The sequence below is a fragment of the Leptospira bourretii genome (genome assembly GCF_004770145.1).
GTDB lineage: Bacteria > Spirochaetota > Leptospiria > Leptospirales > Leptospiraceae > Leptospira_A > Leptospira_A bourretii.
Genome location: NZ_RQFW01000015.1, coordinates 144,067 through 160,309 on the forward strand (window position 1 = coordinate 144,067; position 16,243 = coordinate 160,309).

14 protein-coding genes and 1 tRNA gene are annotated in these 16,243 nt (G+C 38.8%); 13 read left to right on the forward strand and 2 right to left on the reverse strand.

All coding sequences use genetic code 11. The features are described 5' to 3' along the window. Positions 1-41 precede the first annotated feature (41 nt). The 7 genes from EHQ47_RS10300 to gspN are packed head-to-tail and all read left to right on the forward strand — an operon-like array spanning position 42 to position 5,882. Positions 42-560, forward strand: coding sequence for a type II secretion system protein (locus tag EHQ47_RS10300; RefSeq protein WP_167482932.1), 519 nt, complete (start codon positions 42-44; stop codon positions 558-560). Then, positions 538-1,065 carry a prepilin-type cleavage/methylation domain-containing protein gene (locus EHQ47_RS10305; protein WP_135749666.1) on the forward strand — a complete coding sequence of 176 codons (528 nt, stop codon included), beginning with the start codon at positions 538-540 and terminating at the stop codon, positions 1,063-1,065. Before EHQ47_RS10300 ends, EHQ47_RS10305 begins: the two co-directional genes overlap by 23 nt. After that, positions 1,065-1,706 carry a type II secretion system protein GspJ gene (locus tag EHQ47_RS10310; RefSeq protein ID WP_135777135.1) on the forward strand — a complete coding sequence of 214 codons (642 nt, stop codon included), beginning with the start codon at positions 1,065-1,067 and terminating at the stop codon, positions 1,704-1,706. Before EHQ47_RS10305 ends, EHQ47_RS10310 begins: the two co-directional genes overlap by 1 nt. Then, entirely contained in the window at positions 1,669-2,769 is a 1,101-nt protein-coding gene (locus tag EHQ47_RS10315; RefSeq protein WP_244290298.1) for a type II secretion system minor pseudopilin, read from the forward strand. The genes EHQ47_RS10310 and EHQ47_RS10315 overlap by 38 nt, the downstream gene beginning before the upstream one ends. Before the next feature lie 2 nt (positions 2,770-2,771). Next, positions 2,772-4,394, forward strand: a complete 1,623-nt coding sequence (gene pilM / locus EHQ47_RS10320; protein ID WP_135777136.1) for a cell division protein FtsA — start codon at positions 2,772-2,774, stop codon at positions 4,392-4,394. Beyond that, positions 4,394-4,918 (forward strand): hypothetical protein, encoded by a 525-nt coding sequence (locus EHQ47_RS10325; RefSeq protein WP_135749669.1) that lies wholly within the window; start codon positions 4,394-4,396, stop codon positions 4,916-4,918. The genes pilM and EHQ47_RS10325 overlap by 1 nt, the downstream gene beginning before the upstream one ends. Before the next feature lies 1 nt (position 4,919). Next, positions 4,920-5,882 carry a type II secretion system protein GspN gene (gspN, locus tag EHQ47_RS10330; RefSeq protein WP_135749670.1) on the forward strand — a complete coding sequence of 321 codons (963 nt, stop codon included), beginning with the start codon at positions 4,920-4,922 and terminating at the stop codon, positions 5,880-5,882. 332 nt (positions 5,883-6,214) lie between these two features. On the opposite strand, the gene EHQ47_RS10335 is transcribed toward gspN, so the two are convergent. Further along, on the reverse strand, positions 6,215-9,832 hold the full coding sequence (locus EHQ47_RS10335; RefSeq protein WP_135749671.1) for a vitamin B12-dependent ribonucleotide reductase: 3,618 nt from the start codon (positions 9,830-9,832) through the stop codon (positions 6,215-6,217). A gap of 221 nt (positions 9,833-10,053) precedes the next feature. Here EHQ47_RS10335 and EHQ47_RS10340 point away from each other — a divergent pair. The 3 genes from EHQ47_RS10340 to EHQ47_RS10350 all read left to right on the forward strand — a co-directional run bounded on the left by EHQ47_RS10340 (position 10,054) and on the right by EHQ47_RS10350 (position 11,690). Continuing rightward, positions 10,054-10,129 (forward strand) — tRNA-Asn (locus tag EHQ47_RS10340). Positions 10,130-10,438: 309 nt separating this feature from the next. Then, positions 10,439-10,894, forward strand: coding sequence for a L,D-transpeptidase family protein (locus tag EHQ47_RS19830; protein WP_279638205.1), 456 nt, complete (start codon positions 10,439-10,441; stop codon positions 10,892-10,894). Between the two features lie 148 nt (positions 10,895-11,042). Continuing rightward, positions 11,043-11,690, forward strand: a complete 648-nt coding sequence (locus EHQ47_RS10350) for a hypothetical protein (protein ID WP_135749673.1) — start codon at positions 11,043-11,045, stop codon at positions 11,688-11,690. Between the two features lie 67 nt (positions 11,691-11,757). Here EHQ47_RS10350 and EHQ47_RS10355 read toward each other — a convergent pair whose 3' ends face one another. Next, entirely contained in the window at positions 11,758-13,224 is a 1,467-nt protein-coding gene (locus EHQ47_RS10355; protein ID WP_135749674.1) for a flavin-containing monooxygenase, read from the reverse strand. 373 nt (positions 13,225-13,597) lie between these two features. Between EHQ47_RS10355 and EHQ47_RS10360 the strand changes: the two genes are divergently transcribed. The 3 genes from EHQ47_RS10360 (at position 13,598) to EHQ47_RS10370 (ending at position 16,073) form a co-directional block, all read left to right on the forward strand. After that, positions 13,598-13,927 (forward strand): ArsR/SmtB family transcription factor, encoded by a 330-nt coding sequence (locus tag EHQ47_RS10360; RefSeq protein WP_135749675.1) that lies wholly within the window; start codon positions 13,598-13,600, stop codon positions 13,925-13,927. Beyond that, positions 13,914-14,405: an SRPBCC family protein gene (locus tag EHQ47_RS10365; RefSeq protein ID WP_135749676.1), complete on the forward strand. Its 492-nt coding sequence runs from the start codon at positions 13,914-13,916 to the stop codon at positions 14,403-14,405. The genes EHQ47_RS10360 and EHQ47_RS10365 overlap by 14 nt, the downstream gene beginning before the upstream one ends. 480 nt (positions 14,406-14,885) lie before the next feature. Continuing rightward, complete coding sequence (locus EHQ47_RS10370; RefSeq protein ID WP_244290299.1) at positions 14,886-16,073, forward strand: NHL repeat-containing protein; 1,188 nt, start codon at positions 14,886-14,888, stop codon at positions 16,071-16,073. The last annotated feature ends 170 nt before the right edge of the window (positions 16,074-16,243 follow it).

Consider the following 16,243-nt stretch of genomic DNA (forward strand, 5'->3'; position numbering starts at 1 on the left):
TGATTGAGATTGCCGTTGTAATTTCCATTCTTGGTCTGATTATGGTGATTGTCGGAGGAACGCTTCGTAACCTAATCATCCCTTCTACCGAAGATCTTGCAGTAAAACTGCAAGAATCTTTTAAATTCGGATACAACAAAGCCCAGCTCACAAACCAATCTGTTTTATTCCAATACGACTTTGAAAAAAGAGAATACCAGTTTTTTCTTTTGAAAAGAGAGGAAGGAGGTCTGGAAGAAGAAGCCATTTTAAAGAAGGTTACCTTACCATTTTATTCAAAAATTGTCAGCGTACGTGACTTAGGTGGTAAGCCAAAATCAGAAGGAAAAATTCGAATTGTATTTACTCCTCAAGGAACCACTACTGATTTGTTTTTATACGTTGGCTCCGATACGGAAATTAAAAGAACCATTCAAATCTACCGATATGGTGGAAAAATCAAAATCCATAAAACAGAATTTTTTCCAGAACCAGAAACAAACCAGATCCAGAAAATTTCCTATGGGCTCGATGAAAGAGATGAACAGATAGACTCCAATGCTAAAACCCAACCTAAATAGTTATCTCCGTCCAGCTTTTACTCTTTTTGAGGTCACAATTGCAATGGCAATGGCAGCAATGGTGATGACTTATACATATTCTCTGATTGCAGAAGGAATTTCTTATCAGAAAAAAGCTGTCCTACTAGCCAACGCAGTCCATTTGGCAAAGATTAAAATGGCTCAGGTTGATTCCTCTACTACCATGCAAACAGATACCTCTCGTGGTTCCATCGATGCCTTCCCTGGATACACTTTCGAAACAGAAATCAAAGAAGAAGAAATGGATCTACTCAAACTTGCAGGTGGTCCGAATGCGGAAGCTCTGCGAAACAAAGCACCGAAAGACATGTTAGGTGATAAAGATGTAGGGCTTAGTGACCTTATGAAAAAAAGAGGTCAGAAAAAAAGTTTTGAAACAGGTGGAGTTTTAAAAGTATTTCGAGTAAAAGTATCCATTTTTTATATGGATGGAAACAAAAAAGAAACATATAGTGTAGAAACATTCAGGAGTACTAAATACTAATGTTTGTTTATCGGCATAAACGTGGATTCACATTGGTGGAGATTTCCATTGTTGTGATGATTATGGCGGTAATTTTTACAGGAATATTCTCTGTATTTTATACAGCGAATAAGATTTCAAAAAAAGGAGCTTCGAACAAAGGAGCTAATCGTAAAGACATCCTTTATGCAATGGAAAATATACGGGGAACACTCTCTAGGACCTATTTTATAGATAATCAAAAGAGAATTTTATTTGTGGGCAAACAAGATGGAGTGACAGGTACAAGAAACGACCGGATTGTATTCGCCACTTCTAATCCCAATTCCGAAGAAGAAGGACAGGCTTCCGTCAGAGAAGTTTCTTTTTATTTGCGAAAGATGCCCAATCCCAAAATGGATGGATTGTCTTATCTAATCCGCCGGGAAGATGAAATGATTGATACCTTTCCAACGCAAGGTGGAGTCGAACATGTATTATTAGAAAATGTAAAAAGTTTTCAAATGAAATTTTCTGAGCGGGGGGATAAATGGGTTGATGATTGGAATTCCCGTACGACCAAAAAAATTCCAAGACTCATTCGGTTTGAAATTATATCACTAGTGGGGAATGCCTTTGTTAAATATGAATCGCTGGCGCATCCGGTTATCCTCTACAAATAAAAAAGTCAAAAAAGGATTTATGGTCTATCTCCTTGTGATGGCCATAGGTACGGCTTCTCTATTCACAGCCTCAAAATTCTTTGAAGATGCTGCAACGGAGTACCGAGTGGCTCGTTCTCAGGCTGACGGATTTCGTGCCCATATGCTAGCCAAGGCAGGTTTTATGGGGGCAGTGGGAGCACTTAAGAAAATTCCGGAAGAGGTTTTATACCAATCTGGTCTTGCGATGGATCCGCCTCCCATTCCTTTGGGTGGGGGTGTTATCTATTACACGATGAGTCCGGAAGATGGAAAAATCAATATCAACTCTCTTGTAAAAATTTATGATGACCAACCCAACCAAAGAACCATTGAAATGGTCACTCGTCTATTTTATCAGTTTGGATTGAAACGAGAGATGATTTTTCCTATTTTGGATTGGATTGATGAAAACCACCAAGAAACGGGAGGAGGGGCAGAACAGTACTATTACAATAGGCTTTCACCACCTCGAAAAATCAAAAATGCACCCCTCTATTCGCTTTCAGAGCTTTTGAGTGTGAAGGGATTTGATCGATCTGTTGTCTATGAAAGTTTGAAACCCAAGGACTATGACAAAAATAACTCAAAGGACTTTATGACGGAAGAGGAAAGGGCCCTTCGTTCCGATAAGGATTATGTGCTCTCCAACAATATCACTGCCTATTTACCTGCGGGCGATTCTTACGATGATCGGATCAATATCAATACAGCCCCCTATTTTGTCCTAATTTCGCTTTCCGACTTTATGACCAAACAGGCGGCCATGAAAATTTTGAAACTCAAGTTGCAGAAAGGAGGCTATATTAAAGAATTGAAAGATCTGGAGACCGAACCAGAATTCCAAGTAAAAACGACAGGGGACCTCACTCTGTATAAGGAACTGGCGGGTGAGGGAACAGATGTCTCTGGTGGGCGTATCAAAACCAAGGGCGAAGTTTATAAAATCACAGGGGTTGGGATTATCAAGGATAAAGTGGTTCGGAAAGTGTCGGGTCTTTTTGACCTTACCAACAACCAAATGTTATACTATACTGAAGATTAATTATGTTATCATTTGACCAATACCTAGCAATCGATTATGGTTCCACGTTTCTCAAAGGAGTTCTTTTTAAAAAGGTTCTTGGAAAAATTGTGATCCTTCGCACAGAAAGCCTTCCTGTTGTGGAACTGGATGAATCAGAAGGGGATCCCTTCGAATACAATATCATTCGTTTCATTCAAAGTTTTTTTCCCGAAGAGAATCGTTTTCTCCTCAACTTAGGAATCCACAATCTTTTTGTACGCGATCTGACAGTTCCTTTGGTTTCAGAAAAAGCCATCCAAGAAGTTTTGCCTTTTGAAGTGGAAAATCTGGTTCCTTATCCCATGGAAGAATTGGAAGTGATTGGTAAAACATGGAGAGGAAATAAAGAAAACTCTGAAGTCATTTCCTTTAATGTACACCACTCGGAATTGCTTCGGGCCCTAAAACCTTTTGCTAAAGGAGATCTTTCATTATCTTGTTTGTCTCTTGATTCCTTTGCTTTGTCGTCTCTTGTTACAAAAAACTATCCTTTGTTACTTGCAGAACAAACCATCTTACAACTCGATTTGGGTGGAAAGTATAGCATTCTCAATGTGGTGTTTGAAGGAAAACTTCGGCATACTCGCCAAATTTATATTGGTGGAGAGGATGTAAGTTTAGAGATTTCAAATTTGTTAAGGATCGAACTAGAAGATGCTCGGGTTCTTAAGGAATCACTTCCTGTTGGATTTCTTTTTGAAACTATTGAAAAATCAGAGGAAAGTAGTTTTCTTTCAAAGTTTCATATGACTTCTGTTCAATGGAAATCTCTTCGAAAATTTATTTTAGCAAAAATTGACCAATTGATTCACGAAGTTGAAAATAGTATTTTTTCACTTCCCGAAACAGAACGACCAAGCCTAATTCTTTTATCAGGTGGGGCTAGTTTATACCCTGGCCTTACTTCTTATTTAGAAGAAAAATTAGGAATTAAAACGGGAAGGTATGAGTTTTTAGGAATTGAAGATCCAAGTTTTGTGACGGCGGTCGCTACAGGCACACATTTTGAATCCAGAAACCGGGTGAATTTTTTAGAAACCGGGTTTGCAAAAAGAATTCATACAAATCGGTTTAAATTATCTGCCTTTAAACCTCATTTAATTTTAGTTAGCATATCTCTTGTTCTTTTGTTTGGCGTTTTCATTATCGGAATTATTTTAGATAAACGAAAAATTTCTGCCAATAAACAGGTGTTACTGGAGAAATATAAAAATGGGATTGGTGGAGAACTGGGAGAAGATGAAGATCCACTTGACGCAGCTAGTAAAAAATTAAAAGCAGAACGTAAAAAAACCGAAATTTACCGCCTTTTTCTTTCACAAGAAAGTGTTTTGGACGTTTTGAATGAAGCCACGGAACAATTTCCATCCCCAGATGTTTTACCATTTATTTTGGATCAGTTTAATTTTGAAGAAAAGGAAATTCAAATTTACGGGCGAGTGAACGAATTTGGAGAAATTGGAACCATCCAATCAGCACTTGAAAAATCTGAAAAATTTACGAATATTCAAATCCAAAACAAAAGACTCATCACTGGTGTTAACAAATTCAAAGTCAGTTTTAAAATCAAAATGGATGTTGTGACTCCGAAGGATGAACCTTAATGTTTGATCGTCTAAATGATAGAGAACGTGTTTTAGTCACAGGGCTCATTAGTTTTGTGGCTTTACTTGGGATTTATACAATCATCACACTTTTTTCTGACTTAAGAAATGGCTTAACGGAAGAAATTTTTGAAACCAGATCACAGGCAACAGAGCTCGACCGAGTGATTCGGGAATACAATTATTTACGTGGTTTGCAGTCTGGTGGAAGTGAAGAAGATGTAAGCATCATGTATTCGAAATTGGATCAAATCCTCGTTCGATACAACTTAAAAGACAAAGTTCAAACCATGAAGGACACAAGTAATGTCATTCAAAAGGACTATAATAAAATAACGATTGATGTATCCTTTCGTTCGGTGCTTTTACAAGACATTATCAAACTTGTCTATGATATAGAAAAGAACAAACAAATCCAAGCAAAGGTAGATTTGCTTAGTTTTCGAAAACCGTTTGCTGAAAAAGAAATTTATGATGTAAACTTAAAAGTCTCATCCTATAGTCGTTTGTCCAAAGGGAAATAAGATGCCAAAAGAAAATGAGTTGGAAGAAGATTTCCTAGACAATGAAGACCAAGAAATCCAAGAGAGTCTTTTGGAAGATGATGGTGATTTGTTTGATGAAGATGGGGATGAAGAACATTCAAAAGTCAACCGCAAACAAATTTTAACTTTAGTTGCGATTGCCGTTGTTTCCTTCTTGGTATTCACTTTATTTATTTTCCCTTTAAATGAAATTGTTCGTTCTGTGTTGATTAAAACAGGAAAGGAAACTGGTATCTTTATGGATGCCAAAGAAATTCACTTTCCAATGATTGGAAGAAAATCTTTTGATAGTTTTGTTGCGAGTTTTCCAACGGGGACGTCAATCAAAGCGGAAGAAATTAGTTTAGGAATTTCTCTCTTGGGACTTTTGCAATCAAAATTAGAAGGTGATGCCAATATCGGTTATTTTGGTTTTGAAGGAAGTGAATGGGCCATGAGCATCCAAACTTTGGACATTCCCCTTCGCTTATCACCGATCGATGACAAAATTACAAAATGGAATGGAGAGGGGGAGATCGACCTTTCTGGTGGAAAAATAAAAGAATCTGCCGAAATTCCATTTTTAGGAAGTTTAAAAGGAACTGATATCCGTAAGGCGAATATAGTATTTAAAATTCGTTCGGGAAAGTTACTTTTGGAACGTGGGATTTTGGAATCTTCCCTTGCCAAATTCCAATTCCAAGGAGTGGTCCGTCTTTCTGATACCTTATCATTTTCGCAATTGGACCTAAAGGTTTGTTTTACTCTGACTGAAAAATTTGCCCAGGAACGCCAAGATTTGGTGGGAATGGTTGCCTTACTTCCCCAAGAAGGAGGAAAAACTTGTATCCCAATTCGTGGCACATTTTCTTCTCCAAAAGTGGATCTTCCCAACTTGAATCAGTTAGGTGGCGGTGCACCAAAAGCGGAAGATACTTCGATTGAACCGGCTCCGGTTCCTTGAGTTTTTAACGTAGTATACCCTCCAAAGAATAGGATCTTTTGAAAGAATGGCATCCCGTCCTGTTAAGGGGTCACTATGTTCATCCTTTCTAAGAATATTATAATTTCCTAACTAGATTCTCTAGATTGTATTTGATTGATAAGTCATCTCGCAAAATGCATACTGTGCTTGTGGGCTACACGGTGATGATCATTCAGATCTCAAATTTAGCAGAGAGGCAAAAGAGATAAAAAAAGAGACCTAAGGGTTTTGTTCCAAAGATCTCTTTTTTTATCCATCTTAAACTCGGGTCGAAACGATCAGAGTTTAAGATCTTGATTGGAGTTTAGGTTTTACGAACAACCGGTCGTGGATCCGCAAGAGATACACTTCAGACAAGCTCCGTTACGAACCATTTGGAAGGAACCGCACTCTGTACAGGAATCTCCTGTATATCCTTTGGTTCTCGCTTCTCCAATGATTTTGAGAGTTGCTGCTGCCGATTGTGCTGCTGTTGGTGTTCCAGAAGCAACTGCCACCGGTTCCGGTTTTTCTTCCAAAACAGACTTCATGGAAATGGGAGAAACTTGTAGCGGAACACGGAGTCCGCTACTTTCCTGCTTTCCCCCGAGATCCTTTGTCGGATCTGCTTTTCTTCCTACTTCATCAGTTCTTAGGTCTTCGGGAGATACTTGTGCCAAGTCGTATCTTCCTAGGTAGGTAATCGCAAGTTCTCTAAAGATGTAATCGATCACAGAAGTTGACATCTTAATATGAGGGTTACCAGAAACCATACCATTTGGTTCAAACTTGAAGAATGTGAATGCTTCGACAAATTCTTCTAGTGGAACTCCATGTTGTAAACCAAGGGAAACTGCAATTGCAAACGCATTCGTAAGAGAACGGAAAGCCGCTCCTTCTTTATGCATATCGATAAAGATTTCACCGAGTTGGCCGTCTTCGTATTCTCCAGTGCGAAGGTATACTTTGTGACCACCCACCATTGCTTTTTGTGTATAACCTGCACGGCGGTGTGGAAGTTTTCTTCTTTCCGCAATGTATTTATAAACAAGTTTTTCCGCCACTTCTGTGACCGTTTTAGGAGCAGAAGAAGTTTGAAGTTCTTCCTCTTCCTCGCCCACAGCACTTAACAACTGGAATACGGAGTTAAGCGGTTGTGAAAGTTTGGATCCATCACGGTAAAGTGCGTTTGCTTTGATCATCACTTTCCAAGACATGAGGTATGCGTTTTTCACATCCTCGATGGTTGCCTCCTCGGGAAGGTTGATCGTTTTGGAGATCGCACCCGAAATGAATGGTTGTGCCGCAGCCATAATTCGGATATGTGATTGATAAGATAAGAAACGTTTTCCGTATTTTCCACATTTGTTTGCACAATCAAAAACAGCTAGATCTTTCTCTTTGATGAAAGGTGCGTTTTCGATGGTCATGGTTCCACAAACATAATCGTTTGCTTGTGCGATTTCATCTGCAGAAAATCCAAGTGTCTCTAGAAGGTTAAAACTCATAGAGTTGTAAACGTTAGCATCAATTCCTAATGTTTTGGAAAGGAAATCTTCACCTAATGTAAATTTGTTGAATGCAAATTGGATATCAAAAACAAATGGAAGTTGTTTTTCGAGTTTTTCCAATACATCTTCTGTAAAACCTTTTTCTTTCAAACGAGCTGTGTTGACACCTGGTGCTCCATTGAAAGTAGCATGACCTTTACAGTAATTTACAATCGCATCTTGTTCTGCTTGGCTATATCCAAGTTTTTTAAGAGCCACTGGCACTGATTGGTTGATGATTTTGAAGTATCCACCACCAGCTAATTTTTTGTATTTTACGAGAGCAAAGTCTGGTTCAATTCCAGTCGTGTCACAGTCCATCACAAGACCAATGGTTCCTGTTGGAGCAATCACAGTTACCTGTGCGTTGCGATATCCATACAATTCCCCAAGTTCCAATGCTCTGTCAGAATCTTCTTTCGCCGCTTCGAGTAAGTAGGAAGGAAGAAAAGATGGATTGATTCCCACAGGAGTGATTGTGAGGCCTTCGTATTCTTCTTTCGGTGCATTGTAAGCGGCACGTCTATGGTTACGAATGACACGAAGCATGTGGTTTTTATTTTTTTCGTATCCAGCGAACGGTCCGAGTTCTTTTGCCATCTCTGCTGAGGTTGCATAAGAAGTCATATGCATGATGGAAGAAATCGCACCAGTCACAGCCATTGCTTCTTGTGAATCATAAGGAATTCCCATGATCATAAGAAGGGAACCAAGGTTGGCATATCCCAATCCTAAAGTTCTAAACTTGTAGGAGAGTTCTGCAATTTCTTTGGAAGGGAACTGCGCCATAAGCACAGATACTTCTAAGATGATGGTCCAAATTTTGTTTAAGTAACGGTATCCCGCGACATCAAAACTTCCGTCTTCTTTTAAGAATTTAACAAGGTTTGCGGAAGCTAAGTTACACGCTGTGTTGTCTAGGAACATATACTCGGAACAAGGGTTCGATGCATTGATAGCTCCGTCTTCTGGGCAAGTATGCCATTCGTTAATCGTGCTATGATACTGTGTTCCTGGGTCTGCAGAGTTCCAAGCAGCATTCGCAATTCTTTCCCAGAGGTCACGCGCACGTAAAGTTTTGGAAGGTTTTGCTTCTCTGTTCCCAGCCTTTGCTTTTTCTTTTTCCGTTCTGTTATAAAGGTGGAAAGGAAGGTCTTTTTCGACTGCTTCCATAAACTCATTTGTGATTCGCACAGAGTTATTGGAGTTTTGTCCAGAAACAGTATTATAAGCTTCGGATTGCCAATCAGTTGTCAATTCTTCAAAGAGTAGATCTTTGTAACCTTGTTTGGAAAGGTCAATCACTCGTTTGATGTAGTTGTCTGGAACAAATGCCTTTCTTGCCTTTTGGATCGCTTTTTTAAGATCTAAATTGGCAGCAGGGTCGTAAGCCGCTTCTTCACCATGTGTTTGTTTGGCGGAAGAACAAGCGCTCATAATATCATTGAGGAGGCGGTTGTTGAGAATGGATCCCGTAACAAGGGATGCCACTTTTTTCTCTTCTTGCACTTTCCAATCAATGAACTCTTCGATGTCCGGATGGTCCATATCAAGGCAAACCATCTTCGCTGCACGACGAGTGGTTCCTCCGGATTTGATGGCTCCCGCAGCTCTGTCCCCAATTTTAAGGAAGGACATTAGCCCAGAACTTTTTCCACCACCAGAGAGAGATTCATTGGCAGCACGTAAGTTAGAAAAGTTAGTTCCTGTTCCTGATCCGTATTTGAAAAGACGTGCTTCACGAACCCAAAGATCCATGATTCCGCCTTCATTGACTAAATCGTCATCCACAGATTGGATGAAACAAGCATGCGGTTGTGGGTGTTCGTAAGAAGAGGCTGATCTTACTAATTTTCCTGATTTTGGATCCACATAGTAATGCCCTTGTGATTTTCCATCAATTCCATAAGCCCAGTGAAGCCCTGTATTGAACCACTGTGGGGAATTGGGTGCAGCCATTTGGCTTGCGAGCATAAAAATAACTTCTTCATAGAAGACACGAGCACTATCTTCATCAGTAAAATAACCGTATTTATAACCCCAATAAGTCCAACAGCCCGCAAGGCGGTGGAAAACTTGTTTGGAATCAGATTCGCCAACAAATCTATCTTCTGGATTGAGAGCGGAAAGTTTTTCATCATCTGGAACCGAACGTTGTAACCATTCAGGAATTCCTTTTTCTGCTACTTTCTTTAAATATTTGGGAACACCTTTTCTTCGAAAGTATTTCTGCGCGAGGATATCTGTTGCTACCTGCGACCAAAAATCCGGAACTTCCACTCCGTTGGCCTCAAATACAACTGACCCGTCCGTATTCGTAATTTTAGAATCCTTACGGACCCAAGTTAAATTCGGGTAAAGACCCGTATTCCCTTTGGTAAAATGCCTCTCAATTTTCATGCAGACCCCATCTACAACAACATATACAATTTCTATTTTTGTCCCCTACCAGGAGCGGAGAGGATTATGTCACAATGAAGGTATCTTTCGTTGGAAACATCCATTTTTTCAGCCTGGCTTCCCTGATTTTTTAGAATTTTTGCAAAATTTCTGTTGGCTCTAAATATTTTTTTTCGTTGACCTAGCGACCTTCCTACGTAGCATGGTCACAGATTCGAGATTCCCCTTTAGCTCAGTCGGTAGAGCAAATGACTGTTAATCATTGGGTCGCTGGTTCGAGCCCAGCAGGGGGAGCCATCCGAATCATCCTAGAGTTTTACATCCATCGACTCTCCGAAATCCCTAGCATCCTCTTTCCATTTTTTAGGTTTCTCCCTAAAATCCAAGCAATTTCAATGCCCCAAAATCTATTGTATCACTGTTCTTTTTAGTTTTCTTTGTTTTTTTTCACTCTGCCCGCTTTCTGGTGAAGGAAATTCTCTACCAGATTCTCCTCTCCTGGACTCAGAACAGATCCTTTTCATCACCGCAAAACCTGGTGAGACCACCGGAACTTTAAATTTTTACACACTCACTGAGGGAGAATGGACGCCGATCCTTGAAAAAATACCAGTACGTCTTGGGCGAAGTGGGCTCATCCTTGGTGCGGAAAAAAGAGAAGGGGATGGACACACTCCCGCAGGGATTTTTCCCATAAAAAGGATTGTAGGCAAACAAAAAAGGAAAATTAGAAATTTAGAATACATTGAAATTCGAAAGAATTCTCATTGGAGTGATTCTCCTAGTTCTAAAAATTACAACCAACTCATAAAACACAAAGAAAAAGGTGCGGTATCTTTATGGGATTCTGAAATTTACGAATTATTTGTTGTGATTGAACACAATACAAATCCGGCTAAGGCTGGGTTTGGAAGTATGATTTTTTTACATCCTTGGAATGAGGACAAACCCACATCTGGTTGTGTGGGTGTCGAATTGAAATGGCTAGAGGAGTTGGTCAGCCAATTGGATGGAAACAAATTCCCTTTTCTAGTAATTGTTGAAACAGAAGAGAATTTTTAGTTCTTAAATTAAAAGCTAATTGAAGTTCTGATATTTATTTTCAATAAAACAAAGGAAACTCCCGTTTTAACACTTGACGAACGACACATAACTTGTGTTTTATTTAGCCATGAAACAATCATTCAAATCCATTCTCTTGATATGTTCTTTGATCACATTCATTGGATGCGTAACTCCAGTCAAGAAGCCCACTACTAACAATATTAATAATAAATCAGGTGCAGTTACCTTAAAAATTGGTTTCCCCATATATTTTCCTTTGGTGCCTGATAGATTAGCATCTAAAGTATTTTTGATGAAATTATCAAAAGATAAAAAAAACTATGCGGAATTGCCAGTAGTTGAATCTACATTTGAAAGTCGTGATCAGGTAACTTTTTTAAATTTAGAACCTGGTGATTATGTTATAGCTGGCTTTTATCGATTGGACCAACAGTCCAACCATTCTGCAGACTTGTTCGTAATTTTAGATGATGAATCAATTACAAAATCGACCTTTCGAGTCAAAGAGAATGAAATGAATATTCTAGGAACTATATACTGTATGATTGCAAAAGATGGTCTGAACTTACAAGGAAACCAGCTAGAACTGTCAAAAAAAATCGCACCAGGTGTAGAAAACAATAGAGCAGATGTTTTATTGACGGCTGTCATCGGCGGACATACTAAACAGGTTCGAATTGAAACGATTACTAAAATTAAAAATTCTCCAGAAGAAATTGATTCATTTAAACCAGTTCTTTCGGAAAGTTTTGAAGGTACAATTTGGAAAAGTCATTTTAAAAATTTAAACTAAAGTAGAAAAAAAAACCGGTATTGGTTTGCAATACCGGTAAAAATGTTGTTTAGGATTTTAAAAAAAGTCAAAAGGACTGCAAAACAAAGTCTTTGTATTCGGGAGTTTTCATCTCCTTTTCCCAACGACTCCAGGTATAAGGCCACATCGCTGGATCTCCATCTGGATCCAAATACCAACTTTGACAACCACCGAGCCAAACTGTATCTTTCATTCCAGCCTTGAGGTAAGCCGCAAATTGTTTTAAGGCATCCTCTGTGGTCTCAATAGAATCAAATTTCTTTTTTCTCCAATCTTGGATGATCTTCATTATATATTTAGTTTGCACTTCACTCATTGCAATGACAGAGAAATTTCCAATGGGAGTATTTGGTCCGAGCATCAATACAAAATTGGGAAAGTGAGGAATGAAGAGAGAGCGATAAGCTTGGACTTTCTTTTTCCAAACGGTTTCGATCGAGATTCCATCTTTTCCTGTTAGGTTCATTGGTCTCATAAAGTTGAATGGGTGAAATCCTGTTGCTAAAATCAAAACATCCAGTTCATGGAGTTTTCCATCTTTTGTCACCACACCTTTTTCTGTGATTTTTTCGATTCCTTCTGTTACTAAATCTGCATTTGGTTTTTGAATTGCATCGTAAAAGGTAGAATTCACTATCACACGTTTGCAACCTACGCGGTAGTTAGGTGTTAGTTTTGTCCGTAATATTGGATCTTTGACAGATTTTTTTAGATTTCGTTTACATAGAAAACTCATGAGCATATGAGGGAGTTTTTTGCCAATAACGGCTTTTGAAAACGTTTGTTCTACAGCAAATGTATACCATTTATGAAATCGTTTGAGGATATTACGGTCGTTTCTCCAACGTTCTTTATCTTTTTCCGAATAATTGGCATCTGGAACCTTAACGATCCATTGGGGAGTTCTTTGGAAAACGGAAACTTTTTTTCCCACTTTGACCATTTCAGGAATGACTTGTGCTGCCGTAGAACCTGTTCCTATGATTCCAATTCGTTTTCCATTTAAGTCGACCGAATGATCCCATTCAGCCGTGTGAAAACATTTTCCTTGGAAGGAATCAAGGCCTGGAATGTTCGGACGAGCTGGATGGTGTAAAATCCCCGTTGCAGAAATCAGAAAATCAGAAACGTAAGTTTTTCCCTGATTCGTTTTTGTCGTCCACTTTCCATTTTGGTAGGAGGCCTCTGAAACGGCTTCATTGAAATGGATTTTGGGTGTGACTTTGTATTTTTCACTAACGCGTTTGAAGTAAGCTTGGATTTCGTCTCCGTGGGCAAAACGATGGCTCCATTCCGGATTTGGTTCAAAACTGTAAGTATACATATGAGCAGGAATGTCGCAGGCAACTCCGGGATATGTATTTTCTCTCCAAGTTCCTCCCAGATCGTTTTTTTTCTCTAAGATGGTAACGTCTGTGATCCCTGCTTTTTCTAGTTCAATCGCAAGTAGGATGCCTGTCATTCCTGCACCGATCACCACGACAGATGGATTTCTAAGAAGTGATGTTGTCATTTAAGTTCCTCATTTGGTATTTTCCGATCTTTGGTCTGTTACGAGAACATGGTTCTGTAGTTTACAACTGAATGAGAATGACATAGGATTATAGAACGTTTGCAATAAAAAAAACATAAATATGATAAAAAAGGTAAAAGTAAATTTTTAATTGGAATCATACTGATTCTAGAAATTTGCAGATGAACATAGATCAGATTAGTTCAGGAGACTTTCGATAAACATCTGTTAAACTAGCAGATCCTATCGATTTCTAGAGCAAACACCAAAAGGTCCAAAACTACTCGAAAGGATTCGATTTAAAAAAAGAAGTGGATTCGTGTTTTTCTAATTAAGTATTGACTTAATTAAGTGATTGCTTAATATTTGCGTTATGAATGCTTTTGCTGTGTTGGCAGATGAAACAAGAAGGGATATTGTGCGACTCGTAGCTAAAAATGGAGAGCTCACTTCCACAGAAATTAGTCAAAATTTTCAAATGAGTCCTCCTGCTGTCTCGCAACATCTAAAATTACTCAAAGAAGCAAAAATCCTCAATGTGAAAAAAGAAGCGCAGAAACGTATTTATAGCCTGAACCAACAAGGAATGAAGGAAATGGAAGATTGGATTATCGAAATCAAGAACCTCTGGGTGAAACGTTTGGATAAATTGGATCGTTATGTAATGAAATTAAAAATGGAGAGATCAAATGATAAAAAATAATTTAGAAACAGTTATTGAAGAAAACAAGGTTACGTATAAAAAATATTTTGATGTTCCAGTAGATCTTCTTTTTGAAGTTTGGTCGAAGCCTGAACATTTAACGGAATGGTGGGGACCAGATGGATTTACATTAACAATCAAAAGTTTGGATTTTTCAAATGGTGGGATTTGGGAATTTATTATGCATGGACCCGATGGACATGATTATCAAAATAAAATTCAATTTATCAACATTCAAAAACCTAAGTCCATTTTGTATAAACACATTGGCGATGGCGAAGGTGATGAAGATGTAAATTTCCAATCCAGAATCATTTTTGAAACAGTTGGAGAAGGTACAAATCTCATTATGGAGCAGATTTTTTCCAGCAAACAAGAGTTAGAAAGAGTAAATGAGAAATATGGGGCCATTGAAGGTGGAAAACAGCATATTGGAAATCTTGCGAAGTATTTGGAGAAAATTTCAAAACCAAACTGAATCTGAAAAAAGTAGGGAGCCATTCCTATTTCATGGAAACCATCCGTTCGATAGTTGAAACGAACGGTTGGAATACCGTAAAATATAACCAATCGTGAACGGGAAAATGATAACTTTGAATGGTAAAGTAGTCCGAACGCAAATACTCAATTTAGAAAAAAATAATGCTCTAATTGTCTAAATCCCATCTTCCGCTTAATACTCGTTATTTATTATCAACCTTTGCCAACTTTTTTTCTCGACTTTCGTTAGTTAAAGTCCTTTACTGCTAATAATGTCGAAAAATTAGGGAAAACCCCATGGTGAGTTTCTTCTCTGATTCTCGCACACAGTTTTTGCTATTAATGGAGTATAAAATTGAAGGTGATTCTGAAATCTAAAACTTGCTTATACCTAAGTGTACTGCAGTTCTGTCTCGGTTTAAGCGATTGTTCTGCTATTGATTTGGGAAATCCTTGTGACCCTGCTAGCAAAACCTATTTGGAATCCCTATTTTTAAAAGAAATTCTCGGAGACCATACTCCGCATTGTGGGTTTAAAAATACTGGAACAGCTGTTATATTCTCGAATTTCCAGAGCGCTGACATTGTCATTGGTCAGCCCAATTTTGAGACTAATTCGTCTACTCCTTTGTCGGGAGCAAGTTTGAACCAACCGGGACCAGTGACTGTCAGTGGTAATCAACTATATATATCCGATTCCAGAAATCATCGTATATTGGGTTACCATCAGATTCCTACTTTGAATGGTTCTACAGCAGACTTTGTGATCGGCCAAACAGATTTAGTTTCTTCTAACTTGGCAAATCCCCCGACGGCTACATCCTTTAGTTTCCAATGGAGTATAACTTCTTCTAATAATAGATTCTTTGTAGCTGACGCAACTAACAATCGGCATTTGATCTATAACTCGTTACCCACAACAAATGTAGCGGCAGATGTTGTATTAGGTATTTCAAATTTTACAACGGTCGGTGCTGGGACCTGTTCCAACACTGATTTGTCTTCGAGCGAGGGAGTTTCCAGTGCGAATGGTAAACTATTCATCGCTGATGAAGGTCACCATCGTGTTTTGATTTGGAATACAATCCCCACATCTAATTATACACCTGCTGATATTGTTCTAGGCCAGGCTGATTTCACTTCATGTAATCCCAACCGGGGAGGCCCCACACCAACTGCGAGTTCTCTATCAACTCCTGGAGGGGTTTGGACCGATGGGACAAAATTATTTGTTGCGGATTCAAACAACGGACGTGTGTTGATTTGGAATTCGATTCCTACAACTAACGGGCAACCGGCGGATCTGGTTTTGGGGCAGTCTTCTATGGAGAGTGCAGTTTCTACGACGACGGCAGGAGGCCTTTTTGTAGGTGGTGTTTATAATGTATTTTCTACTGGCGTACAGTTGATCATAGGTGACGCCAATAACCATCGGGTTTTAATCTGGAATTCAATTCCTACAACTAACGGACAACCGGCGGACACAGTTTTGGGTCAAAGTAATTTTATAAACAATGCTGCAAATGACGACGCGCAAACCGGAGTTGCTGGAGTGACTCCAACATCCAGAACGCTTTATAGTCCATATGGTGTTTATCTGGCCGGTAAACAATTGTTCGTAAGCGATTTTGAAAATAACCGTGTTCTTATCTTCAAGGGAAAATAAGTGTAAGCTTCAAAATCATTTAATTCGATACCATTTTATTATGATGCAACGACTGGCATTTCTTAGTAGATTCTTACGTGCAGCAATATGCAACTCGACTTGATCCAAAAAAATAGCATTCAAACGTAGGATTGTTTCTTCAAAACCTTGGTATTCAAAGTTAACGAAGA